Raw genomic sequence first — 22116 nt, forward strand, 5'->3', positions numbered from 1 at the left:
GCAGGGCCGGATTTCGCCCCGGGCTGCGCCCGGGCCGATCCGGGCGGGGGGCTCTGCCCCCCGCGCCCCCCGAGGTATTTTTGGACCCAAGAAGCGCAAGGTGGCGAAAGAACATTCACCGAACACCTTTTCCTTCCCGCCTCGCGCCGCTATCTTCGCGCGCATGAGCCATGCAAACGATCCCTCGGACCTCTCCGCGCCCCGCCCCTCGCTCAGCCAGATGGCGATGGCGGCGCGCCCGATGCCCTATCTCGACGATCTCAACCCGGCGCAGCGCGCGGCGGTGGAGGCGCTGGAGGGGCCGGTGCTGATGCTCGCCGGTGCGGGAACCGGCAAGACCAAGGCGCTGACCACCCGGATCGCGCATCTGCTGGGCACCGGGGCGGCGCGCACCAACGAGATCCTTGCCGTGACCTTCACCAACAAGGCCGCGCGCGAGATGAAGGAGCGGGTGGCGCGTCTGCTCGGGCAGGGCGTCGAGGGCATGCCCTGGCTCGGCACCTTTCACGCGATCTGCGTGAAGCTGTTGCGCCGCCATGCCGAGCTTGTCGGGCTGAAATCGAATTTCACCATCCTCGACACCGACGACCAGGTGCGGCTCTTGAAGCAGCTCATCGTCGCCGAGGGGATCGACGTCAAAGAACTGCCGCCGCGTGCGCTGGCAGGCTTCCTGGATAAGTGGAAGAACCAAGCCGACTCGACAGATCGCGTCGCGAAGGACCTGACGCGAAATGGCTTGGGTGCAATGATCTATTTTCAATACTTCATGTTGAAGGATCTGAATTTTGACTACGGAGGGTCACCCAGCACAAAGATCGACCTTGGTTCGCTGGGGCAAGTTCTCGACGGAGCGCCATCAGAAGCGCAGTCTTACTCGCTTCATGAATACGCACACGTGATTCAAAGATGGCTTGGCCAGAAATCTGATCCCAAGAGACTACTTGCATCAATCGAACACAATGGGATTGGCGCAAAATTCTATCCTCTCTTTCAGGCCCGCCTGCGCGCGCTCAACGCGGTGGATTTCGGCGATCTCCTGTTGCACGTGGTGCGCATCTTCCAGGAGCACGAGGACGTGCTGGAACAATACCAGCGCTGGTTTCGCTACATCCTCGTCGACGAATACCAGGATACCAACGTGGCGCAGTATCTGTGGCTGCGCCTGCTGGCCGCCCGCCACAAGAACATCTGTTGCGTCGGCGACGACGACCAGTCGATCTACGGCTGGCGCGGGGCGGAGGTGGGCAACATCCTGAGGTTCGAGAAGGATTTTCCCGGCGCGAAGGTGATCCGGCTGGAGCAGAATTACCGCTCCACGCCGCATATCCTCGCCGCCGCCGCGGGGGTGATCCGGGGCAACGAGGACCGGCTCGGCAAGGAGCTCTGGACCGAGGCGGAAGACGGCGAGAAGGTCCGCCTGATCGGCCATTGGGACGGCGAGGAGGAGGCGCGCTGGATCGGAGACGAGATCGAGGCGATGCAGGCGGGCTCGCGCGGGATGGCACCGATGAGCCTCGACGACATGGCGATCCTCGTGCGCGCTTCCCACCAGATGCGCGCCTTCGAGGACCGGTTTCTCACCATCGGTCTGCCCTACCGGGTGATCGGGGGGCCGCGCTTCTACGAGCGCATGGAGATCCGCGACGCGATGGCCTATTTCCGCCTCGCCGTCAGCCCCGACGACGACCTGGCCTTCGAGCGCATCGTCAACACCCCGCGCCGGGGGCTGGGCGACAAGGCGGTGCAGACCATCGCCCGCGCCGCGCGGGGATTGGGCGTGTCATTGGTGGAAGGCGCGCGGGCCGCCGTCGAGCGCGGCGAGATCAAGGGCAAGGGCGGCAAGGCGCTCGACCTGCTGGTGCGCCAGATCGACCGTTGGCAAGCGCAGGTGCAGGCCGAGGCCGATACCCACGTGGAACTTGCCGAGCAGATCCTCGACGAGAGCGGCTACACCGGCATGTGGCAGAACGACAAGACACCCGAGGCACCGGGGCGGCTCGAAAACCTCAAGGAACTGGTCAAGGCGCTGGAGGAATTCGAGAACCTGCAAGGCTTTCTCGAACACGTCAGCCTGATCATGGACAACGAAACCGAGGCGGCGGAGGAAAAGGTCACGATCATGACCCTGCACGCCGCCAAGGGGCTGGAATACCCCGCCGTGTTCCTGCCCGGCTGGGAGGACGGGCTGTTTCCCTCGCAGCGTTCGATGGATGAAAGCGGGCTGAAGGGGCTGGAGGAGGAGCGCCGGCTGGCCTACGTCGGCATCACCCGCGCCGAGGAATTGTGCACCATTTCCTTTGCCGCCAACCGGCGGGTCTATGGCCAGTGGCAAAGCCAGCTTCCGTCGCGATTCATCGACGAATTGCCCGAAGCGCATGTCGATGTGCTGACCCCGCCCGGCCTTTATGGCGGCGGCTACGGCGCTGCCGGTGGCATGTCTTCGCGGCTGGAGGAGCAGGCGAGCCGCGCGGATGCCTATAATTCACCGGGCTGGAAGCGGATGCAGGCGCGCGGGGCGGCGCGCGGGATGCAGGCACCGAACGAGGCCCGCAACCTGGTGATCGACGCCACCGCGGTCTCCGCCTTCAGCAAGGGCGACCGGGTGTTCCACCAGAAGTTCGGCTACGGCTATGTGATGGGGATCGAGGGCGACAAGCTCGACATCGAGTTCGAGAAGGCGGGTGCCAAGAAGGTGGTGGCGCGGTTCATCCAGTCCGCCGACCGGGCGGGCGACGACGTGCCGTTCTGAGAAGGCCGCCTCTGGCGTCCTGTGCTCAGCCCGCCGGGCGCGGTCGCAACACCAGTTCGATGCGCACCTTCGAGCCGGGGTCGGCCATCCGCGCGATCGGCACGCCGGTCGAGGCGGGGCCGGGCGCGTCGTAGTAGCCGTTGCGCACCGTCATGTTGCCGTGCAGGTCTTCGGCCGAGGTGCTGCCGGCGTAGAAGGTGGTCGATTTGACCACGTCGCCGAAGCCGAGGCCATGTTCGGCGAGCACCGCCGCGATCCCGTTCATCACTGCACGGGTCTGGTCGGTGATTCCCACGGCGGCACCGCCAAGAAAGCGCGCGTCGAGCACCGCGAGGTCGTGGGCACGCGCCAGGTGCAGCCGCACACCGCCTTCGCGGCGCTCGTCCAGCGCGATCTCGTCGGAGGCGAAGGTCAGGTAGAGGTGGGCGTGATCGTCGCGCCGGTAACAGGGCATCAAGGCACCGGAGAAAAACCCCGGCAGGCGCGGCGCAATCTGTCCGGGCACCGCCGAGAGCATTGGCTCGGGCGCGATCCCCCAGCCCGACATCAGCCGGTCGGGCGAGAGCCGGTGCAGAGTGAGAAGCCCGCCGAGCACCGGACCGATGCTGGCGACCGGGGCCGACAGGTTGAGCACCAGGGAGCCGGGTTCGCGCATCAGCCGGGCCCGGCCGCCGCCCGGCAGGGGATTCTCAAGCACCGCTTCGGCGGGTGCGCAATGCAGATCGACCGAAAGCAGCAGGCCGTCGTAGTAGAAATGCGGGATCGGCACGAACTCGATCAGCGCAGGCGAGGCGAGGGCGTCGAGAAAGGCGGCCTCCACCTCGGTTTCGTCGCGGGCATCCGGGCTGGCGCAATAGAGCACGAGGCGGCTGACGCTGTCGGGTCCGAGCCCGGCCTCGGCAAGCAGCGGCGCGATCCGCCCCGCGATCAACCGGGCCTGCGCCGCCACGTCGCCGGGATGCTGCAACGCGCCCGCGCCATCGACTGGCAACATGCCGGAACTCCAGGCCCGGTCGCCATCGCGCACGAGGGCCGGGTAGGGGGCCGGGAAGGGCATCGCCCAGCCGGAGCCGTAGGGAATGTGTTGGCGTGGCATCGTCTCTCCTAGTGGTCCGTGAACAATCGGCCCTGCCCGGGCAGGCGGTCGTCGATCCCGGCGGCGCGCAGGGCCCCCCAGGCCATCACCTGGTTCGAGGTGAGCACCGGCCTGCCGAGCGCCGCCTCCAGCGCCGCGATCACCGGGCGGGTGCGCATCCCGGTGCAGGAGATGAACAACGCCTCGCTCTCGTCGGCGCAGACCTCGCGGGCGGCGGCGATGATCGCCTCGGGCGACATCCGGTTCATCTCCGGGTCGCCCGCAAGATCGAAGGTTGCGACCCGGTCAAGCTCGTAGCCGGCATCGGCGAAGACCCCGGCCACCATCCGTGCCGTCTCCATCATGTAGGGCATCAGCAGCGAGATGCGACGGGCGCCGAAGCGGTCGAGCGCCGCGCGCGCGGCGCCGATCGGGGTAATCACCGGCACGCCGGGCCTGGCTTTGCCGATCTCGGCGGCCACCCGCGCCTCGCCGATGGCGATGGTGCCCGAGGTGCAGGCGTAGCTGATCGAGCCAAGCGGCTGGCCCGGAACCAGGAGGCGCGCGCTCGCTTCGAGCCCGTCGGCCATTTCGATCAGCGTTTCGGGCGAGACGGTATCGCTGAAGGCGATCCGCGTCGGGTGGGTATCGACGCCCTCGGCCCCGGCGGTGAAATCGAGAAAGTCGCGCAAGGTGGTGCGGTCGGTGGCAAGCGCGATGAACCCCAGCGCCGCGCGCGGGCTGATGGTTTCGCGAAAACCGGGCGCGACCCGGTCGATCTCGATGTCTTTTGCCATGACGCGAGTTTCTCCGTCTGGCGCGGGGTGGCAAGGCCAAAAAAAAACGGCGACGCCAGGGAGGAGGAAGGCGCCGCCGTTAATCTCGCAAAAGGCCTCAGGGAGGAGGAAGAAACCCTTGCGGTCAGTCGGGGCCGGCAAAGGCCCCTATGGTAACCCATCCGGCCCAGGGAGGAGGAAAGGACCGTCCGGGAAGGGGCGCCCAAGGGAGGAGGCGGACGCCCGATCTCTGGTTCGACCCCGCACGGCGGCACCCAGGGAGGAGGAGCGGGTGCCGCCGGCAGGTCACGAGCGCCTCAGGGAGGAGGAAGACGCGCCCGAATGGTGACCGTCGGCGATGCTAGGGAGGAGGCGCATCGTCTCGGGTCGGGCCGCTCCGGGAGGAGGTGGAGCGGCCGTAATTCTTATTTCGCTCCGTAGGCCGCCTGGCGGGCGATGTACGGGATTTCCGAAGCCGAGATGCCGAGGTCGGCAAGATCGCGGTTGTTGAGCGCGTTCAGTTCGTTGAGCGTGCGGATGTAGACCTTGCGCTGCTCGCGGGCTTCGGCGAAGGATTTCATGATGGCGCTCACCCGGTCGCGGAGGCCGAGGTGGACCGTGCGGATTTCGGTTGCGTATGCCATTGTCTTCTCTCTTTCTGGCTTGACCGTCGTCTTGGTCTTTCCTGTTGGTCAAAAGATGGCGCACATGCTGCACTCGCACAATGGACAGTTCGGAATTGCCGCTATGCAGAAAGCGCATAAGTCATGCTGACCTATTTCAAACCGGGGTTGCGTCTTGTGCATAGCTGGCGAAAACCGCCTCTGAATCAGGCAATATGCAAACGCCCCTTGCGTATCCGACGAAAACACTCATGTAGTGGCACCTGAATATGAGGGAGAGGGAGACGCGCATGGCCCCGACACGTGAACAGATTCTCGAAACGCTGGCCCAAGTGGCGGTGCCCGGTGGGGGCGATCTCGTCTCGCGCGACATGATCCGCGCGCTGATGGTGGCGACGGATGGCAAGGTCAGTTTTCTGATCGAGGCCCCGAGCGCCGACCTTGCCGGCAAGCTCGAACCCGTGCGGCAGGCCGCCGAGGCCGCGGTTACGGCGATCGACGGGGTGGCGAAGGTCACCGTGATCCTGACGGCGCATGATGCCGCTGCGAAGGGCGGTGCCGCGAGCAAGCCCGCGCCCACGGGCGAGCCGCCGCAACTCAAGATCGGCCAGCACCCGCAGCCGCAGGACGGCCCGAAGGAGATTGTCGGCGTCAAGCGCGTGGTGGCAATCGCCTCGGGCAAGGGCGGCGTCGGCAAATCCACCGTCACCTCAAACCTCGCCGTGGCGCTGGCCGCGCAGGGCCTGAAGGTCGGCCTGATCGACGCCGACGTGCTCGGCCCCTCGCAACAACTCATGATGGGCACGAAAGACCGCCCGAAGTCGGATGACGGCAAGATCATGGACCCGGTGGTGGCGCATGGCGTCAAGCTGGTGTCGATCGGGCTATTCGTCGATCCCGACCAGGCGGTGGTCTGGCGCGGGCCGCTGATCACCGGCACGATCCAGCAATTCCTGTTCTCGGTGAACTGGGGCGAACTCGACGTGCTGCTGATCGACCTGCCGCCGGGCACCGGCGACGTGCAGATCACGCTGTCGCAGAAAGTGAAGATGACCGGCGCGCTGGTGGTTTCCACCCCGCAGGATGTGGCGCTGATCGACGCGCACAAGGCGATCGACATGTTCCAGAAGGTGCGTGTCCCGGTGCTCGGGCTGATCGAGAACATGGCGATGTATGTCTGCCCGAATTGCGGCAACGAGGATCACGTCTTCGGCGAAGGCGGGGTGCAGGCCGAGGCAGATCGGATGAAGCTGCCGCTGCTCGCGGCGATCCCGCTGGCCCGCGAAGTCCGGGTCGCGGGCGATGCCGGCCTGCCGATCGCGCTGGGCGAGGGCCCGGTGGCCGAGGCCTACCGGGCGCTGGCGCGCAATCTGGTCGAACGCGGGCTCGTCTGAGCGCCGCGCCGGGCGGCAGAACTCATCGAAACGGACCGGGGAAGGGCAGGGTGCGCGGCACCCTGCCTTTCTCGTTTTCTTGAGTTGACCGGGTGGCGGGGTCCGGGTGCATGCTTTACGCAAAGCGAAAGGTCATGCCATGTCGAAAGTCAGAACCTGTCTCTGGTATGACGGCACCGCGGAAGATGCGGCGCGGTTCTACGTGTCGCTGATCCCGGGGTCGGAAATCGAGAGCACCGTCGGGGCAACCCCGGACGGCAAACCGCTGATCGTGAATTTCAACCTCGCGGGCGTGCCCTACCAGGCTCTGAACGGCGGCCCGGCCCACCGGCACAGTCCGGCGGTTTCGATCATCGTCGCCACCGAAGACCAGGCCGAAACCGACCGGCTCTGGGAGGCGCTGATCGCGAACGGCGGTGCCGAAAGCCGCTGTGCATGGTGCACCGACCGTTTCGGGGTGAGTTGGCAGGTGGTGCCGCGCGCACTGATGGCAACGGTGGGCGGACCCGACCCGGCCGGCGCCGCGCGCGCCACCGAAGCGATGCTGTCGATGTCGAAAATCGACATCGCCACCCTCGAAGCCGCCTATCGCGGCTGATTGCGCACCAGTCACGGGAATTCATGGTCCCTCGGTCGCGGCATTCTCGCCGCAAGCCCGGAATCAGCCGATCAGAGCGAATCGATTCCGGGATTCGCGCGGATTCCGGTGCAGAAATCGGGTCTGGCCGCGCTTGGCGGTGCCTTGGGGGATACATTCCGGGAATTCACGGGAAAAAATATTCTTCAAACTGTCGCCCTATATATTGTGCCCGCTTGAATACTTTCCGCTATAAATTGGATTTTGTTCTCCCTTTGATCCGCAATATCTTGGATGGCAGGCCGAACTGGAACAACATGTAGTGCTTGGATTCCAAAAAAAGGTGTTGATTACCATGAAATCCCATGCGATCCCTATAACCACGATGAGGATGGGAACAGAGGGGCGGCAAGACCCCGAAACATCTCCCAAGTCAGGTTTCATACAGGCACCCCGCTTCATCGGAAGAAAGAGATCCGGCGCACTCGCGAGCAGACATCCCCCCAGGTGGCGAGCGTGATCGGACGAGCCCAGAGATGGGACGAGGGCGGCGGATCGAACAGTGGCAGCAGTTCGATCCGCCGTTTTCGTATCTGGCGGATGCGAGAAAAGGGACAAGCGGGAGCCGCGCACAGTGGCACGGGTATTCAGAGGCGAAGGTGTCCACAAGGTGGACGGGAAGGGCAGGGTTTCGATCCCGGCCCCGTTTCGCCGTGTGCTCGAAGCCGGCGACCCGGACTGGACCGATGGCCTCAACCCCAACCTCGTGATCGTCTACGGCGATCATCGCCGCAAGTTCCTTGAATGTTACACGATGGAAGCGATCGACGAGGTCGACCGCAAGATCGCCAGGATGCAGCGCGGCTCGATGGAGCGGCGGATGCTGGAGAAGCTGTTCAACGGCCAGTCGATCCCCACCAGCGTCGACGAAACCGGCCGGATCGTGCTGCCCGCCAAGCTGCGCCAGAAAATCGCCATCGACGGCGAAGCCTATTTCATCGCCACCGGCGACACCTTCCAGATCTGGAACCCCGGCACCTACGAAGAAATCGAGCGCAAGCGCGAGGAATCCTGGCTCGAAGACAAGCCAGACGACTTCGACCCGCTCACGCTCCTGCCGGATGACGACGGGGGCGCGTGATGGCTGCGACCACGCGCGACACCGCCCCTGTGTCCAAACCCCACACCCCGGTTCTGCTGCGCCCGCTTCTCGCCGCCGTGGCACCCGTCGCGGGGGTCTGGGTCGATGGCACCTTCGGCGCGGGCGGCTACGCGCGCGGGCTGATCGAGGCCGGGGCCGACCGGGTGATCGGGATCGACCGCGATCCGGCGGTCTTTGACATGGCCGAGGCCTGGGCGGACGATTACGGCGACCGGCTGCGGCTGGTGCAAGGCACCTTCTCCGATCTCGACAGCATCGCCGGCGCGCCGGTCGATGGCGTGGTGCTCGATCTCGGCGTCTCCTCGATGCAGCTCGACCAGCCCGAGCGCGGGTTTTCCTTCCTGCGCGACGGCCCGCTCGACATGCGGATGAGCCAGTCGGGCCCGAGCGCCGCCGATCTCGTCAACACCGCCTCCGGCGAGGCGCTGGCCGATATCCTCTACCACTACGGCGAGGAACGTCAGGCGCGCCGGATCGCGCGCGCCATCCTGCGCCGCCGCGAGGAAGCGCCGTTCGAGACGACGGGCCAACTCGTCGAGGTGATCGAGCGCCAGTTGCCGCGCCCCAAGCCGGGCCAGAGCCATCCGGCCACCCGCAGCTTCCAGGCCATTCGCATCGCGGTGAACGACGAGTTCGGCCAGCTTGCCGCCGGGCTCGAGGCCGCCGAACGCGCCCTGAGACCGGGGGGGCGGCTCGCGGTCGTCACCTTCCATTCGCTCGAGGACAGGGTGGTGAAACGCTACCTGCACCTTGCCGCCTCCAGCGGCGGCGGCGGCTCGCGCCATGCCCCCGTGGTCGAGGCCGAAGTGCCGCGCTTCACGCTCACGCCCAAAAAGGCCATCGGCCCCGACGAGGCCGAGCTGTCGGAAAACCCCCGCTCGCGCAGCGCCCGGCTGCGCGTCGCCACCCGCACCTCGGCACCAAGCGCGGCGGTGGACCGGATGAAGCTGGGGCTGCCCGCCCCCGTGTTCGGAGATGATCGCCGATGATGCGCAGCCTGCTCTATGTGCTCTCCACCCTCGCCGTGATCGGGCTGGGCTACTGGGCCTATGTCGAGAACTACAAGACCCAGCGCGCGCTGAGCGAAGTGGGCAAGCTGCAACGCGAGATAGGCCAGATGCGCGAGGAACTCACCGTACTTCGTGCCGAATGGGCCTATCTCAACCGGCCCGATCGTCTGCTCGACCTCGCCGAGTTGAACTTCGACCGTCTCGGCCTTTTGCCGCTGGCCCCCGAGCAATTCGGCCGGGTCGAGCAGATCGCCTACCCGTCCGAGGAGTTGCCGCTCCTGCCAGTCACCGGGGCAATCGACGTCACCGGGGAGATGCATCCATGACCCGCATTCCCCTGCGCCCCCTTGCCCGTGTGCTCGATGCCCGCGCCAAGGGCGAAAACCCCGACCGGATCGAGCGCGAGAACCTGCGCAAGCGCCACGAAGACATCCGCGACCGCGCCCGGCTGCGTGCCGAGGGACGGCTGGTGGTGCTGGCGGGGCTGTTTCTGTGCGCCTTTCTCGTGGTCGGCGTGCGGATGGGGGCGATTGCCGCCTCTGAACCGGCCGAGCCGCGCGCCCAGACCGCCGGTGCCCAGATCGCCGCTGCCCGGGCCGATATCGTCGATCGCCGTGGCCGTCTGCTCGCCACCAACCTCGTCACCCACGCGCTCTACGCCCAGCCGCCGATGATGGTGGAGCCGGAACGCGCGGCCCGCGAGCTTGCGCGCATCTTCCCCGATCTCGACGAGGAGCGGCTGCTCGGCTGGTTCACCGGGGATCGCAAGTTCCTGTGGATCAAGAAGAAAATCAGTCCCGAGCAAAAGCAGGCGGTGTTCGACATCGGCGAGCCGGGGTTGCTGTTCGGCCCGCGCGAGATGCGGCTCTATCCCAACGGGGCGATTGCCGCCCATGTTCTCGGCGGCGCGAGCTTCGGGCGCGAGGGCGTGGATGCGGCCGAGGTGATCGGCGTGGCCGGGATCGAAAAGGCCTTCGAGGAGCGTCTGCGCGATCCCGCCAGGGCCGGCGAGCCGCTGCGCCTGACCCTCGACCTCACCGTGCAGGCCGCCGTCGAGCGCGTGTTGGAAGGCGGCATGGTGATGATGAACGCCAAGGGGGCCACCGCGGTGCTGATGGAGGCGCGCACCGGCGAGATCCTCTCTCTCGCCTCGCTGCCGGATTTTGATCCCAACGATCGGCCCCGTCCGCTCACCGAGGGCGATGCCTCTGACAGCCCGCTGTTCAACCGCGCGGTGCAGGGGGTTTACGAGCTCGGCTCCACCTTCAAGATCTTCACGATGGCCCAGGCGCTGGAGATCGGGCAGGTGACCCCCGCGACGATGATCGACACCCGCGGGCCGCTCTCCTGGGGCAAGTTCAGGATCAACGATTTTCGCAATTACGGCAGCGAACTCACGGCCACCGACGTGATCGTGAAAAGCTCCAACATCGGCACCGCGCGGATCGCCATGGAAATCGGCGCGGAACGCCAGCGCGCCTTCCTCGCGAGCCTCGGCTTCACCGAGCCGACCGCGATCGAACTGATCGAGGCGCCGGGGGCCAAGCCGCTCCTGCCCCCGAACTGGTCGGAGATCTCGACGATGACGATCTCCTATGGCCACGGGCTCTCGGCCTCGCCGCTGCACCTTGCCACCGCCTATGCCTCGCTGCTGAACGGCGGCACCAGGGTTGCGCCGACGCTGGTGCGTGACGCGCCGGTGCAGAGGGGCGCGCGCGTGGTCTCGGAGGAAACCTCCGCCATCGCGCGCCAGATGCTGCGCGAGGTGGTCACCCGCGGCACCGCCTCCTTCGGCGATGTGCCGGGCTACGCGGTCGGCGGCAAGACCGGCACCGCCGACAAGCCAAAGGCAAGCGGCGGCGGCTATTACGAGGACAAGGTGATTGCCACCTTCGCCAGCGTCTTCCCCGCGCATGATCCGCGCTATATTCTGGTCGTCACGCTTGACGAGCCGGTGGAAACCTCCGGCAAAGAGCCGCGCCGCACCGCGGGCTGGACAGCGGTGCCGGTCGCGGCGGAAATCATCCGGCGGGTGGCCCCGCTGCTCGGCCTCAAGCCCGAGATTGAACCCCTTGCCCCAACGGGTGTAACACTCACCTCGAACTGATCGAGGGCATCTCATGACCAAACCCGAACCCGTGACCACCCTGTCGGCCCTCGGTCTCACGGCGAAGGGCGGACATGATGTCGGAATCACCGGCCTCTCGGTCGACAGCCGCAAGACCCGCCCCGGCCACATCTTCGCCGCCTTGCCGGGCACACGGGTGCATGGCGCGGAATTCATCCAGTATGCCTTGCGCATGGGGGCGGCGGCGGTGCTGACCGACCCCGAGGGGGCCGCGCTGGCCCATGACATCCTGTTCGATCACCCCGACGTGGCGCTGGTGGTAGCCGAAGACCCGCGCGCCGCGTTGGCCTGCGCGGCAGCCCTGTTCTATCGCCGCCAGCCAAGGGTGATGGTGGCGGTGACCGGCACCAACGGCAAGACCTCGGTGGCCAGTTTCACCCGCCAGATCTGGCAGCTTCTCGGCTTCGAGGCCGCCAATATCGGCACCACCGGCGTTGAGGGTGCCTATTCGGCCCCGGCCAACCACACCACGCCCGAGCCGATCACCCTGCACGAACTGCTCGCCGACATGGCCGAGCACGGCATCACCCACGCGGCGATGGAAGCCTCCTCGCACGGGCTCGCCCAGGCCCGGCTCGACGGGGTGCACCTCGCCGCCGCCGGCTTCACCAACCTCAGCCAGGACCACCTCGATTACCACGCCAGCCTTGATGAGTATTTCGAGGCCAAGGCCGGGCTGTTCACCCGGGTTCTGTCCGAGGATGGCGTGGCGGTGATCAACACCGACGACGACCGGGGCCGCGACCTGGTCAAGCGCGCCGAGGCACGCGGCCAGGGCGTGCTCCGGGTCGGCCATGGCAAGGACTGCGATCTGCACATCACCAACCACCGTTTCGGCGCGACCGGGCAGGAACTGCGCTTCCACTGGCGCCACAGGCCGCACATGGTCCGGCTCAACCTGCTCGGCGGGTTCCAGGCCGACAACGTGATGCTCGCGGCGGGGCTGTGCATCGCCGCCGGGGCCGAGCCGGAGGCGGTGTTCGACTGCCTTGAAAGCCTTGCCACGGTGCGCGGCCGAATGCAGCTTGCCGCCAAGCGCGACAACGGCGCGGCGGTGTTCGTCGATTACGCCCATACCCCGGACGCGATCGCCACCGCGCTGCAGGCGATGCGCCCGCATGTGATGGGCCGGCTGGTGGTGGTGTTCGGCGCGGGCGGCGACCGCGACACCTCGAAGCGCAAGGCGATGGGCGAAGCCGCCGCGCAGCACGCCGACGTCGCCATCGTGACCGATGACAACCCGCGCTCGGAAGACCCCGCCGCGATCCGCGCGATGGTGCTGGAAGGCTGCCCCGATGCCTACGAAGTGGCCGACCGGGCCGAAGCGATCCTGCGCGGGGTCGACCTGCTGGAGCCGGGCGACGCGCTGCTGATCGCGGGCAAGGGCCACGAAACCGGCCAGGTGATCGGCGACGACGTGCTGCCCTTCGACGATGCCGAACAGGCGAGCGTGGCCGTGGCCGCGCTGGAAGGACGGCTGGCATGAGCCCTGCCGCCAAGCCGCTCTGGACCGCGGCCGCCGCCGCCCGCGCCAGCCGGGGATTCGCGCTCGGCGACTGGGCGGCCAGCGGCGTTTCGATCGACAGCCGCACCCTCGCCCCCGGCGATCTCTTCGTGGCGCTGACGGCCGGGCGCGACGGGCACGATTTCGTCGCCGCGGCGCTGGAGAAGGGCGCGGCCGCGGCGATGGTGACCCATATTCCCGAGAACGTGCCGCGCGACGCGCCGCTGCTTCTGGTCAAGGACGTGCTCGCGGGGCTGGTGGGGCTCGCGCGCACCGCCCGGCGGCGCAGCCGCGCCCGGGTGGCGGCGATCACCGGCTCGGTGGGCAAGACCTCTGCCAAGGAAATGCTGCGCGCCGCGCTCGAAGGCCAGGGTCGCGTTCACGCCGCCGAAGCCAGTTACAACAATCACTGGGGTGTGCCGCTGACGCTGGCGCGGATGCCGCGCGAGACCGATTTCGCGGTGATCGAGATCGGCATGAACCGCCCCGGCGAGATCGCCCCGCTCGCTCGCCTCGCCAAGCCGCACGTGGCGATGATCACGACCGTTGCCGCGGCTCATCTCGAAGCCTTTGAAAGCCTCGAAGGCATCGCGGCCGAGAAGGCGTCGATCTGCGACGGGCTGGAGCCCGGCGGTCTGGCGGTGCTCAACGGCGATATCGACACCGCGCCGATCCTGCGCGCCGCCGCCACCCGGGCCGGGGCGACCAGCGTGAGCTTTGGCGAAAACGCCGACAACAGCCTGCGGCTCCTGTCGGTCGATCTGCACGACGAGGCGACCGTCGCGCGGGCCGTGATCGGCGACGAGGTGCAGATCTTCCGGCTCGCGACCCCGGGCCGGCATTTCGCCGCCACCGCGCTGGGGGTGCTTGGCGTCGCCGGGGCGCTCGGGGCCGATGTGACGCTGGCCGCCCGCGCGCTCGGGTTGTGGCAGCCGCCGCCGGGGCGCGGCACCCGCGAAACCATCCTGCTCGACCCGGTGGAGGGCCTCGCCCTCGGCCTGATCGACGATGCGTTCAACGCAAATCCCACCTCGATGGCCGCCGCCCTCGAAGTGCTCGCCGCAAGCCACCCCACCGACCGGCAGGGCCGGGTTTCCAAGGGCCGCCGGATCGCCGTTCTGGGTGACATGCTGGAGCTTGGTGCCACCGAAACGGCGCTGCACGAGGGGCTTGCCGATCTGCCCGCGCTCGCCGCCGCCGACGTGGTGCATTGCGTTGGCCCACGGATGCGCGCGCTCTGGGAACGCCTGCCAGCAGGCCGACAGGGCACCTGGTGCGAAACCGCCGAAGACCTCGCTGCCCGCGTCCGCAAGCTGATCGACGCGGGCGATGTATTGCTGGTCAAGGGATCGAAAGGCTCTCGCGTCTCCCTCGTGGTTGACGCGGTGCGAAAACTGGGCCATCCGGCCGTGGACTGACGCGAGGAACGCACCAGATGATGTATTTTCTGACTGAGTTGTCCGACGGCGGCGGCATGTTCAACCTGTTTCGCTACATCACCTTCCGCGCCGGTGCCGCCTTTTTTACCGCGCTGATCTTCGGTTTCATTTTTGGTCGGCCGCTGATCAACCTGCTGCGCAACCGTCAGAAAAACGGCCAGCCGATCCGGATTGACGGCCCCGAGGGCCATATCGAAACCAAGGCGGGCACGCCGACGATGGGTGGCGTGCTGATTCTCGGCGCGCTCACCCTCTCGACCCTGCTCTGGGCCCGGCTCGACAATCCCTTCGTCTGGATCGTGCTCGGGGTGACGCTGAGCTTCGGCCTGATCGGCTTTGCCGACGATTACCGCAAGATCGCGGCGAACAACAATTACGGCGGCCTTTCGGGGCGCACCCGGCTGGTGCTGGAAGGCCTGATCGCGATCGGCGCGGTGTGGTGGGCCTCGTCGATCCACCCCGACGATCTGAGCTTTCGTCTCGCGCTGCCGGTGTTCAAGGATACGCTGATCAACCTTGGCTGGTTTTTCCTGCCGTTCGGGATGATCGTGATCGTCGGCGCCGCCAATGCCGTCAACCTCACCGACGGGCTCGACGGGCTCGCGATCATGCCAGTGATGATCGCCGCCGCCACCCTCGGGATCATCGCCTATGCCGTGGGCCGGGTCGATTTCACCGAGTATCTCGATGTCCACTACGTGCCCGGCACCGGCGAATTGCTGGTCTTCGCCGCCGGGCTGATCGGTGGAGGGCTCGGGTTCCTGTGGTACAATGCCCCGCCGGCAGCGGTGTTCATGGGCGATACCGGCTCGCTCGCGCTCGGCGGCGCGCTCGGGGCCATCGCGGTGGTGATGAAGCACGAGATCGTGCTTGCCATCGTCGGCGGGCTCTTCGTGGTCGAGGCGCTCTCGGTGATCATCCAGGTGCTCTACTTCAAGCGCACCGGCAAGCGGGTGTTCCTGATGGCCCCGATCCACCACCACTTCGAAAAACGCGGCTGGGCCGAGCCGCAGATCGTGATCCGGTTCTGGATCATCGCGCTTGTGCTGGCGCTGATCGGGCTGGCGACGTTGAAGGTGCGGTGACGGGGGCGACACCCGCCGCGGACTGCGCGACGCAAAGGCGCCTCCCTCACGCTCGTGAAGACCGCTGCGCCGCCGGGGCCTTCCCAAGCCCGGCGCGACCGGCTACCACACGGCGAAACAGGAGGTGCGCCATGATCCCGGTGCGTGGCTTTGAAGGAAAAAACGTCGCCGTGCTCGGCCTTGGCCGCTCCGGCCTCGCCACCGCGCGTGCGCTTCTGGCGGGCGGCGCGCGGGCGCTGTGCTGGGACGACAGCCCGGAGGCGCGGGCGCGGGCCGAGGCCGAGGGGCTGATCCTGCACGATCTTGGCCGGACACAGGCCTTCGACGACATCGCGGCGTTGATCACCTCGCCGGGCATCCCGCATCTCTACCCCGAGCCGAACCGCCATATCGCCAGCGCCTTCGAGGCGGGGGTTCCGGTCGACAACGATATCGGGCTGTTCTTCCGGTCCTTCGCAACGCCCGATTGGGACCAGTTCGACACCGCGCCCAAGGTTGTCGCGGTCACTGGCTCGAACGGCAAATCCACAACCTCGGCACTGATCCACCACATCCTGACCGCGTGCGGCCGCCCGGCCCAGCTTGCCGGCAACATCGGCCGCGGCGTGCTCGATCTCGACCCGGCGCGCGACGGCGAGGTGGCGGTGCTCGAATTGTCGAGCTACCAGACCGATCTTGCCCGCGCCCTCACCCCAGATATCGCGGTGTTCACCAACCTTTCGCCTGACCACCTCGACCGCCACGGCGGCATGGGGGGCTATTTCGCTGCCAAGCGTCGGCTCTTCGCCGAGGGCGGACCCGACCGCGCGGTGGTGGGCGTCGACGAGCCCGAGGGCCGCTATCTCGCGGGCCAGATGAGCGAGGGGCCGGGCGACGACCGGGTGATCCGGGTTTCGGTCACGCGCAAGCTCGGCGGGCCGGGCTGGCAGGTATTTGCCCGCAAGGGGTTTCTCTCGGAATACCGCAAGGGCCGACAGGTGGCGGCGATCGACCTGCGCGCGATCAAGGGCCTGCCCGGCAGCCACAACCACCAGAACGCCTGCGCCGCCTACGCCGTGACCCGCGCGCTTGGCCTTGCGCCGCGCCAGATCGAGGCCGCACTGGCCTCTTTCGAGGGGTTGCCGCACCGCTCGCAATTCATCGGCGAGGCGGGCGGCGTGGCCTTCGTGAACGATTCCAAGGCCACCAACACCGACAGCGCGGCGGCCGCGCTGCAGGCTTTCGAGCGGATCCGCTGGATCGCCGGGGGGCTGGGCAAGGACGGCGGCATCGCCGCCCTCGCGCCGCATCTCTCGCGCGTCGTCAAGGCCTACCTGATCGGCCATTCGGCGCGCGACTTCGCGCTGCAACTGGGCGACACGCCGCACGAGATCTGCGAGACCATGGAGCGTGCCGTCGCCCGCGCCGCTGAAGAGGCGCAGGCGGGCGACACCGTGCTGCTCGCCCCGGCCGCCGCCAGCTTCGATCAATACGCCGATTTCGAGGCCCGCGGCGAGGATTTCACCCGGCAGGTGCGCGCGCGGCTCGGCTGAGGCGTCGGGTGCCGGGGAGGGGGCGAGGGCGTTTTCCGCGGCGGAAAACGCCACGGAAAACGCGAGGTTTTCCGATGCGAAATCCGCGGCGGATTTCGCGCTTGCGCGGCCTGCGCGGCGAGGGTGGCCGGTCCGGGGGGCCTGCGCGGGGGTCCGGGTGGCGGCGCGGGAGCGCCGGGCGCGCACCCCCTTGCCAGCCCGCGCGGCGCGTGATCTGAAGCCATCATGAACCCCATGCTCGGCATTCTTCTGAAAGTCGGGGCCGTCGTCGCCTTCGTGGTGATGCAGGCGCTGATCAAGGGCACCGAGGGCCGCGTGCCCGCGGGCGAGGTGGTGTTTTTCCGCTCTTTCTTCGCCTTTCCGGTGATCCTTGCCTGGCTCGCGTGGCAGGGCCAGCTTCGGGTCGGGTGGAAGACCGCGGATCCGATGAGCCACTTCTGGCGCGGGGTGATCGGCACCAGCGCCATGGGCCTCGGCTTCGCGGGCCTGGCACTCCTGCCGCTTCCGGAGGTCACCGCGCTGTCCTACGCCGCGCCGATCCTGACGGTGATCTTCGCCGCGATGTTCCTCGGCGAGCAGGTGCGCGCCTTCCGGCTGTTCGCCGTCGCGCTCGGCATGGCCGGGGTGATGGTGGTGCTCGCACCGCAGCTCACCGCCGGCGAAGAGGGCGACTTCGGCGCGCGGCAGGCGCTTGGAGCGGTGCTGGTGCTGATGGGCGCCACCTTCGCGGCGCTGGCGCAGATCTTCATTCGCAAGATGGTGGCGAACGAGCGCGCGGCGACGGTGGTGTTCTACTTCACCGTCACCTCGATGCTGCTCTCCTTTCTCACTCTGCCCTTCGGCTGGGTGCTGCCGAGCGGGCGCGATGCGCTCCTGCTCATCGCGGCCGGGCTGATGGGCGGGATCGGGCAGGGCCTGCTGACCTCGGCCTACCGCTTCGCCCATGCCTCGGTGGTGGCCCCCTTCGACTACGCCTCGATGCTGTTTGCCATCGTCATCGGCTACGTGATCTTCGCCGAAATCCCGGCACGGGCGACGCTGGCGGGGGCCGCGCTGATCGTGATCGCCGGCATCCTGATCATCTGGCGCGAACGCCAGCTCGGGCTGAACCGCGACCGCCCCCGCAAGGTGATGACGCCGCAGGGGTGATCCGGGCCGCCCGGCATTTCTGCCGGGATGACGGGAGGAAGCTCTGGCGTGATCGGGCGTTTGACGTTATTCTCAGGTATCGACCCGGGGCCAACCCGGGCGAAACGAGGCAGTAGGCAACTGAACTAACAGGCGAAACGCCGGGCGGGTTTCATGACCGAGATGGTATATGGTGCCGCACCCCGGCAGGAGGGCGAGCCCATCCTGCCGCGTTGGTGGCGCACGATCGACAGGTGGTCGATTTCCTCGATCCTTCTGCTCTTCGCGGTCGGCATCCTTCTTGGTCTCGCCGCCTCGCCGCCGCTGGCCGAGCGCAACGGGCTCGCGCCGTTTCATTACGTCGAGCGGCAGGTGGTGTTCGGGCTCGCGGCTTTCATGGTGATGTTCGTCACCACCATGCTCGGCCCGCAGATGCTGCGCCGCCTCGGTGTGATCGGCTTCTTCCTCGCTTTCGCGGCGCTGGTGATGCTGCCCGCCTTCGGCACCGATTTCGGCAAGGGCGCGGTGCGCTGGTTCAGCTTCGGCTTCGCCTCGGTGCAGCCGTCGGAATTTCTCAAGCCGGTCTTCGTCATCACCGTGGCCTGGCTGATGGCGGCGAGCCAGGAAATCGGCGGGCCGCCGGGCAAGGCGATGTCTCTGGCGCTCACGCTGGTGGTGGTCACCTTCCTTGCGATGCAGCCCGATTTCGGGCAGGCGGCGCTGGTGATGTTCGGCTGGGGGGTGATGTATTTCGTCGGCGGCGCGCCCTATACGCTGATCCTCGCGGTGGCCGCCGTCGTGGTGTTCGGCGGCATGCTGGCCTACCAGAACTCCGAGCATTTCGCCCGCCGGATCGACGGTTTCCTGAACCCCGAGGTCGATCCCACGACCCAGCTCGGCTACGCCACCAACGCGATCCGCGAGGGCGGGTTCTTCGGCGTCGGCGTCGGCGAGGGGCAGGTGAAATGGTCGCTGCCCGACGCGCATACCGATTTCATCATCGCGGTGGCGGCGGAGGAATACGGGCTCGTGCTGGTGCTGCTGATCATCGGGCTTTACGCCATTGTGGTGGCGCGCAGCTTCATCCGGCTGGTGCAGGAGCGCGATCCCTTCATCCGGCTCGCCGGCACCGGGCTTGCGGCGATGCTCGGCGTGCAGGCGCTGATCAACATGGGTGTGGCGGTGCGCCTGCTGCCTGCCAAGGGCATGACGCTGCCCTTCGTGAGCTACGGCGGCTCTTCGCTGATCGCCACCGGGCTTGCCGTGGGCATGCTGCTCGCCTTCACCCGCACAAGGCCGCAGGGCCGGATCGGCGATATCCTCGCCGGCGGGCGGGGCGGGCGATGAGCCCCCGCGCGCCGCTTCTCGTGATCGCAGCCGGCGGCACCGGCGGGCACATGTTCCCGGCCCAGGCGCTGGCCGAGGCGATGCTGGCGCGCGGCTGGCGGGTGCGGCTTTCGACCGACGCGCGCGGCGCGCGCTATGCCGGGGGCTTTCCCGACGGGGTCGAGATCGAGCGGGTGTCCTCGGCCACCTTCGCGCGTGGCGGGGCGCTGGCCCGCCTTCTCGTGCCGCTGCGCATCGCCGGCGGTATCGCCGGGGCCATGCTGCGGATGCTGCGCGACCGTCCCGCGGTGGTGATCGGCTTCGGCGGCTATCCCTCGATCCCGGCGCTGGCCGCAGCCTGGGCGCTGCACCTGCCACGGATGATCCACGAACAGAACGGCGCGCTCGGCCGGGTCAACCGCCTGTTCGCGCCGCGGGTGTCGCATGTCGCCTGCGGCACCTGGCCGACCGGGCCGATGCCCGCCACCGCGCGCGCCGTGCACACCGGCAACCCGGTGCGCGCCGCCGTGGCCGAACGCGCGGGCGCGGGCTACATCCCGCCCGGCGACTACCCGATGACGCTGCTGGTGATCGGCGGCAGCCAGGGCGCGCATGCGCTGGCCAAGGCCGTGCCCGAGGCGGTGGCCCGGCTGCCCGAGCCAATCCGCCGCCATCTGCGCGTCGGCCAGCAGGCCCGCGCCGAGGATGCCGAAACGGTCGCCGCGTTCTACGAATCGCACGACATCCACGCCGAGGTGTCTCCCTTCTTCAACGACGTGCCGCGCCGGATGAGCGAGGCGCAACTGGTGATCAGCCGCGCCGGGGCTTCCTCGGTCGCCGATATCAGCGTGATCGGGAGGCCTGCCATCCTGATCCCCTATCCCTATGCCACCGAAGACCACCAGACCGCCAACGCTCGCGGCCTTGTCGAGGCCGGCGCGGCGATCCTGCTGCCGGAATCGAGGCTTGACGCGGCCACGCTTTCGGACGAGATCGCGCGCGTGCTGGGCGACCCGCAGGCGGCCGAGCAAATGGCGGCGGCGGCGCTCCGGCATGGCCGGCCGGACGCGACCGAAGCCCTGATGGCGCTGGTCGAGGATCTTGCGGCCGAGCGCGGGAAAAGGTGACAGATGGCAGCGGCAACGAAACTTCCCACCGAGATGGGCCCGATCCACTTCGTCGGCATCGGCGGTATCGGCATGTCGGGCATCGCCGAGGTGCTGCTCAACCTCGGCTACAAGGTGCAGGGCTCCGACCTCAAGGCCAGCGCGATCACCGAGCGACTGACGGCCTTCGGCGCGCGCATCTTCCTCGGGCAGGCGGCGGAAAACCTCGCGGATGCCGAGGTCGTGGTGATTTCTTCGGCGATCAAGCCCGGCAACCCCGAGCTTGATACCGCCCGCGCGCGCGGGCTCCCGGTGGTGCGCCGGGCCGAGATGCTGGCCGAGCTGATGCGGCTGAAATCCAACATCGCGGTGGCCGGCACCCACGGCAAGACCACCACCACCACGCTGATTGCCGAGCTTCTGGTCAAGGGCGGGATCGACCCCACCGTGGTCAACGGCGGCATCATCCACGCCTATGGCTCCAACGCCCGGATGGGCGAGGGCGAGTGGATGGTGGTCGAGGCCGACGAGTCAGACGGCACTTTCAACCGCCTGCCCGCCACCATCGCGGTGGTGACCAACATCGACCCCGAGCACATGGATCACTGGGGCAGCTTCGATGCGCTGCGCCAGGGCTTTCACGATTTCGTCTCGAACATTCCGTTTTACGGCCTCGCGGTCTGCTGCACCGATCATCCCGAAGTGCAGGCGCTGGTGGGCAGGATCACCGACCGCCGGGTGGTGACCTTCGGCTTCAACGCGCAGGCCGACGTGCGCGCGGTCAACCTCGCCTACGCGGACGGGGCGGCGCGGTTCGATATCGTGCTCGCCGCCGAGGGCACGAGGATCGAGGGCTGCACCCTGCCGATGCCGGGCGATCACAACGTCTCCAACGCGCTGGCGGCGGTGGCGGTGGCGCGCCACCTCGGCATGAAGCGCGAGGAGATCCGCGCGGCCCTCGCCAGCTTCGAGGGTGTCAACCGGCGCTTCACCCGCGTCGGCGCGTGGCAGGGCGTGCCGATCATCGACGATTACGCCCACCACCCGGTGGAGATCGCCGCCGTTCTGCGCGCCGCGCGCCAGGCTTCGACCGGCCGGGTGATCGCGGTTCACCAGCCGCACCGCTATTCCCGCCTCGCCTCGCTGTTCGAGGAATTCTGCGCCTGTTTCAACGATGCCGACGTGGTCGGGATCTCGGACGTCTTCGCCGCCGGGGAAGACCCGATCGCGGGCGCGGGCCGCGACGACCTGGTGGCCGGATTGACCGCCCACGGCCACCGCAACGCCCGGCCCGTGGAAAGCGAGGCGGCGCTGGCCGAGCTCGTCCGCGCCGAGGCGCGCGAGGGCGACATCGTGGTGTGCCTCGGTGCCGGCACGATCAGCGCCTGGGCGCGGGGGCTGGAAGCGCGCCTGAAGGGGTAGGGGCTGGGGAGTGATCGCTCCTACGCACCCCGCGCAACCCCGTAGGCCGGGCTTCAGCCCGGCACCCCGGGCACGGCCCA

The 22116-nt window shown here is 68.0% G+C and carries 18 protein-coding genes; 15 read left to right on the forward strand and 3 right to left on the reverse strand.

The genetic code is table 11. From position 1 onward, the window contains the following. Window positions 1-163 precede the first annotated feature (163 nt). Window positions 164-2749, forward strand: coding sequence for an ATP-dependent helicase (locus B9Y97_RS14090; RefSeq protein WP_254900927.1), 2586 nt, complete (start codon window positions 164-166; stop codon window positions 2747-2749). 25 nt (window positions 2750-2774) lie between these two features. Here the strand turns inward: B9Y97_RS14090 and B9Y97_RS18175 are convergent, their stop codons facing one another. The 3 genes from B9Y97_RS18175 to B9Y97_RS14105 form a co-directional block, all read right to left on the reverse strand. Beyond that, the gene (locus tag B9Y97_RS18175; protein WP_085527337.1) at window positions 2775-3845 is read right to left on the reverse strand and encodes a RidA family protein; all 1071 of its coding nucleotides are present in this window, start codon (window positions 3843-3845) and stop codon (window positions 2775-2777) included. 8 nt (window positions 3846-3853) lie between these two features. Continuing rightward, entirely contained in the window at window positions 3854-4621 is a 768-nt protein-coding gene (locus tag B9Y97_RS14100) for a maleate cis-trans isomerase family protein (protein WP_085527338.1), read from the reverse strand. Window positions 4622-5025: 404 nt separating this feature from the next. Continuing rightward, window positions 5026-5244: a DUF1127 domain-containing protein gene (locus B9Y97_RS14105; protein ID WP_085527339.1), complete on the reverse strand. Its 219-nt coding sequence runs from the start codon at window positions 5242-5244 to the stop codon at window positions 5026-5028. A 269-nt stretch (window positions 5245-5513) separates the two neighbouring features. On the opposite strand from B9Y97_RS14105, the gene B9Y97_RS14110 reads away from it, so the two are divergent. From B9Y97_RS14110 to murC, 14 genes are all read left to right on the forward strand, one after another. Then, the gene (locus B9Y97_RS14110; RefSeq protein WP_085527340.1) at window positions 5514-6617 is read left to right on the forward strand and encodes an Mrp/NBP35 family ATP-binding protein; all 1104 of its coding nucleotides are present in this window, start codon (window positions 5514-5516) and stop codon (window positions 6615-6617) included. 139 nt (window positions 6618-6756) lie between these two features. After that, a complete protein-coding gene (locus tag B9Y97_RS14115; RefSeq protein ID WP_085527341.1) occupies window positions 6757-7215 on the forward strand; it encodes a VOC family protein in 459 nt (152 codons plus the stop codon). Between the two features lie 613 nt (window positions 7216-7828). Next, window positions 7829-8335, forward strand: coding sequence for a division/cell wall cluster transcriptional repressor MraZ (gene mraZ / locus B9Y97_RS14120; protein WP_139828320.1), 507 nt, complete (start codon window positions 7829-7831; stop codon window positions 8333-8335). Next, window positions 8335-9345: a 16S rRNA (cytosine(1402)-N(4))-methyltransferase RsmH gene (gene rsmH, locus B9Y97_RS14125; RefSeq protein WP_085527343.1), complete on the forward strand. Its 1011-nt coding sequence runs from the start codon at window positions 8335-8337 to the stop codon at window positions 9343-9345. The genes mraZ and rsmH overlap by 1 nt, the downstream gene beginning before the upstream one ends. Further along, window positions 9345-9692, forward strand: a complete 348-nt coding sequence (locus tag B9Y97_RS14130; protein WP_176224420.1) for a cell division protein FtsL — start codon at window positions 9345-9347, stop codon at window positions 9690-9692. The genes rsmH and B9Y97_RS14130 overlap by 1 nt, the downstream gene beginning before the upstream one ends. Next, window positions 9689-11473 carry a peptidoglycan D,D-transpeptidase FtsI family protein gene (locus B9Y97_RS14135; protein WP_085527345.1) on the forward strand — a complete coding sequence of 595 codons (1785 nt, stop codon included), beginning with the start codon at window positions 9689-9691 and terminating at the stop codon, window positions 11471-11473. Before B9Y97_RS14130 ends, B9Y97_RS14135 begins: the two co-directional genes overlap by 4 nt. A gap of 13 nt (window positions 11474-11486) precedes the next feature. Then, the gene (locus tag B9Y97_RS14140; RefSeq protein WP_085527346.1) at window positions 11487-12980 is read left to right on the forward strand and encodes a UDP-N-acetylmuramoyl-L-alanyl-D-glutamate--2,6-diaminopimelate ligase; all 1494 of its coding nucleotides are present in this window, start codon (window positions 11487-11489) and stop codon (window positions 12978-12980) included. After that, window positions 12977-14416 carry a UDP-N-acetylmuramoyl-tripeptide--D-alanyl-D-alanine ligase gene (gene murF, locus B9Y97_RS14145; protein ID WP_085527347.1) on the forward strand — a complete coding sequence of 480 codons (1440 nt, stop codon included), beginning with the start codon at window positions 12977-12979 and terminating at the stop codon, window positions 14414-14416. The genes B9Y97_RS14140 and murF overlap by 4 nt, the downstream gene beginning before the upstream one ends. A 17-nt stretch (window positions 14417-14433) precedes the next feature. Continuing rightward, window positions 14434-15522, forward strand: a complete 1089-nt coding sequence (mraY, locus tag B9Y97_RS14150; protein WP_085527348.1) for a phospho-N-acetylmuramoyl-pentapeptide-transferase — start codon at window positions 14434-14436, stop codon at window positions 15520-15522. 131 nt (window positions 15523-15653) lie between these two features. Continuing rightward, on the forward strand, window positions 15654-17054 hold the full coding sequence (murD, locus tag B9Y97_RS14155; protein ID WP_085527349.1) for a UDP-N-acetylmuramoyl-L-alanine--D-glutamate ligase: 1401 nt from the start codon (window positions 15654-15656) through the stop codon (window positions 17052-17054). 225 nt (window positions 17055-17279) lie between these two features. After that, on the forward strand, window positions 17280-18203 hold the full coding sequence (locus tag B9Y97_RS14160) for a DMT family transporter (RefSeq protein ID WP_085527350.1): 924 nt from the start codon (window positions 17280-17282) through the stop codon (window positions 18201-18203). A gap of 153 nt (window positions 18204-18356) precedes the next feature. Beyond that, entirely contained in the window at window positions 18357-19529 is a 1173-nt protein-coding gene (locus B9Y97_RS14165) for a peptidoglycan glycosyltransferase FtsW (RefSeq protein WP_085527351.1), read from the forward strand. After that, on the forward strand, window positions 19526-20635 hold the full coding sequence (locus tag B9Y97_RS14170; protein ID WP_085527352.1) for a UDP-N-acetylglucosamine--N-acetylmuramyl-(pentapeptide) pyrophosphoryl-undecaprenol N-acetylglucosamine transferase: 1110 nt from the start codon (window positions 19526-19528) through the stop codon (window positions 20633-20635). The genes B9Y97_RS14165 and B9Y97_RS14170 overlap by 4 nt, the downstream gene beginning before the upstream one ends. A gap of 3 nt (window positions 20636-20638) precedes the next feature. Continuing rightward, window positions 20639-22036: a UDP-N-acetylmuramate--L-alanine ligase gene (murC, locus tag B9Y97_RS14175; RefSeq protein ID WP_085527353.1), complete on the forward strand. Its 1398-nt coding sequence runs from the start codon at window positions 20639-20641 to the stop codon at window positions 22034-22036. The last annotated feature ends 80 nt before the right edge of the window (window positions 22037-22116 follow it).

This window comes from Maritimibacter sp. HL-12, from assembly GCF_900177545.1.
Classification (GTDB): Bacteria; Pseudomonadota; Alphaproteobacteria; order Rhodobacterales; family Rhodobacteraceae; genus Sinisalibacter.

Coding starts and splice junctions, on each gene's coding strand:
- B9Y97_RS14160 (WP_085527350.1), top strand. CDS start 17,280: ATGAACCCCATGCTCGGCATTCTTCTGAAAGTCGGGGCCGTCGTCGCC.
- B9Y97_RS14090 (WP_254900927.1), top strand. CDS start 164: ATGAGCCATGCAAACGATCCCTCGGACCTCTCCGCGCCCCGCCCCTCG.
- B9Y97_RS18175 (WP_085527337.1), bottom strand. CDS start 3,845: ATGCCACGCCAACACATTCCCTACGGCTCCGGCTGGGCGATGCCCTTC.
- B9Y97_RS14140 (WP_085527346.1), top strand. CDS start 11,487: ATGACCAAACCCGAACCCGTGACCACCCTGTCGGCCCTCGGTCTCACG.
- rsmH (WP_085527343.1), top strand. CDS start 8,335: ATGGCTGCGACCACGCGCGACACCGCCCCTGTGTCCAAACCCCACACC.
- B9Y97_RS14130 (WP_176224420.1), top strand. CDS start 9,345: ATGCGCAGCCTGCTCTATGTGCTCTCCACCCTCGCCGTGATCGGGCTG.
- mraY (WP_085527348.1), top strand. CDS start 14,434: ATGATGTATTTTCTGACTGAGTTGTCCGACGGCGGCGGCATGTTCAAC.
- B9Y97_RS14115 (WP_085527341.1), top strand. CDS start 6,757: ATGTCGAAAGTCAGAACCTGTCTCTGGTATGACGGCACCGCGGAAGAT.
- murF (WP_085527347.1), top strand. CDS start 12,977: ATGAGCCCTGCCGCCAAGCCGCTCTGGACCGCGGCCGCCGCCGCCCGC.
- murD (WP_085527349.1), top strand. CDS start 15,654: ATGATCCCGGTGCGTGGCTTTGAAGGAAAAAACGTCGCCGTGCTCGGC.
- B9Y97_RS14100 (WP_085527338.1), bottom strand. CDS start 4,621: ATGGCAAAAGACATCGAGATCGACCGGGTCGCGCCCGGTTTTCGCGAA.
- B9Y97_RS14135 (WP_085527345.1), top strand. CDS start 9,689: ATGACCCGCATTCCCCTGCGCCCCCTTGCCCGTGTGCTCGATGCCCGC.
- B9Y97_RS14170 (WP_085527352.1), top strand. CDS start 19,526: ATGAGCCCCCGCGCGCCGCTTCTCGTGATCGCAGCCGGCGGCACCGGC.
- B9Y97_RS14110 (WP_085527340.1), top strand. CDS start 5,514: ATGGCCCCGACACGTGAACAGATTCTCGAAACGCTGGCCCAAGTGGCG.
- murC (WP_085527353.1), top strand. CDS start 20,639: ATGGCAGCGGCAACGAAACTTCCCACCGAGATGGGCCCGATCCACTTC.
- B9Y97_RS14165 (WP_085527351.1), top strand. CDS start 18,357: ATGACCGAGATGGTATATGGTGCCGCACCCCGGCAGGAGGGCGAGCCC.
- B9Y97_RS14105 (WP_085527339.1), bottom strand. CDS start 5,244: ATGGCATACGCAACCGAAATCCGCACGGTCCACCTCGGCCTCCGCGAC.